Here is a 1087-nt window from a genome sequence, read left to right on the forward strand (position 1 = left end):
GTTTGACTACAGTGAAGATGGGCGCCTGCAATCTATAAGCTCCGAAGGCTGCCTTGCGCCTTCTATGCAAGAAATTGCGAGGTTGGTAAGCGTGGGTGGTTATATGGCAAGGCTGAGCACACAGTGGTTGCCGGCGGCATCCCTGTCACCCCAAAGCAGCATTGCGTATACCAATCCGGGTATTGATGAGCGCCTGGTATTTAACTGGGCTGCCGGCACGGCCACTTTCGAAACGAGCACCACCTGCCACTTGCCAGAGGGTATACAGCCGGGCTCGACGGAGCTGGGAGGAAACCCAGAGGTAACTTACAGCTGGAGCTTTAACGATGGAAAGCTGGCGGAACTGGTTGCCCGAATCCCCCAAAACGGTGATGTCCTTACTCGAACACTGGCGCCTAAGTTTGCTAACGCCCCAGATGGTTTCCCGGGGTATCAACTCAAGGAAGAAGGCGTTGAGCGGGAATCTTTGATTTACAGCGGTGGGTTCCAAAGCTGCACGATTGGAGAAGATGTTGATGCTGAGCATGCAGCCCAAGTCGTAACAGGCTTTCATAGCTATGCCTTCTCGGGCCATGAGCCCCAGCCAACGGGGTTCATCGGGCATTCTCTGGAATTTGATACCCGAGACGGCCTTAACCGGCCACTGGGTTATGGGTTTCTCGCGCCAGAGATGGCGGGGCTTGGCAACGTCGATGCTGAGAGCGGTTTTGAGTGGGCGTTGTATTACCCGGCCAGAACCAGTGAGGCGCCATCTGAAGGCACTCTAAACCTCATTCGCGAAGCGTATCTCAAAAGCTACGGCGGTAACCGCACTTGTGGTCGCGAGTTTGAGGAGGTGCCGTCTGGGGTGTACGCGCGGGTAGATTACACTTACAAAAACTTGTCTGAATACCTTGTTGGGCTGCTGGAATAATCGGCAGCTATGCAGGCGTGGTGCGTAACAGGGATCGTGTGCTTTTATGGCAGCGGCCAGGTGAAAAACTTGGAATGATATTTAGATTGAACAGCTTAGGATAACTTTGGATTTGAGCGGGTATTCATACGACCATTTCTTGGAGGAAGAAATGGTGCCGAGGAGAGGACTTGA

Annotated in this window: 1 pseudogene; it reads left to right on the forward strand. The window is 53.4% G+C overall.

The features are described from left to right. Nucleotides 1–913: pseudogene (locus ACTH3S_RS11195) on the forward strand (hypothetical protein); the annotation flags it as partial. Between the last annotated feature and the right edge of the window lie 174 nt (nucleotides 914–1087).

Origin of the sequence: Marinobacter sp. (assembly GCF_052094685.1) — a bacterium.
GTDB lineage: Bacteria > Pseudomonadota > Gammaproteobacteria > Pseudomonadales > Oleiphilaceae > Marinobacter.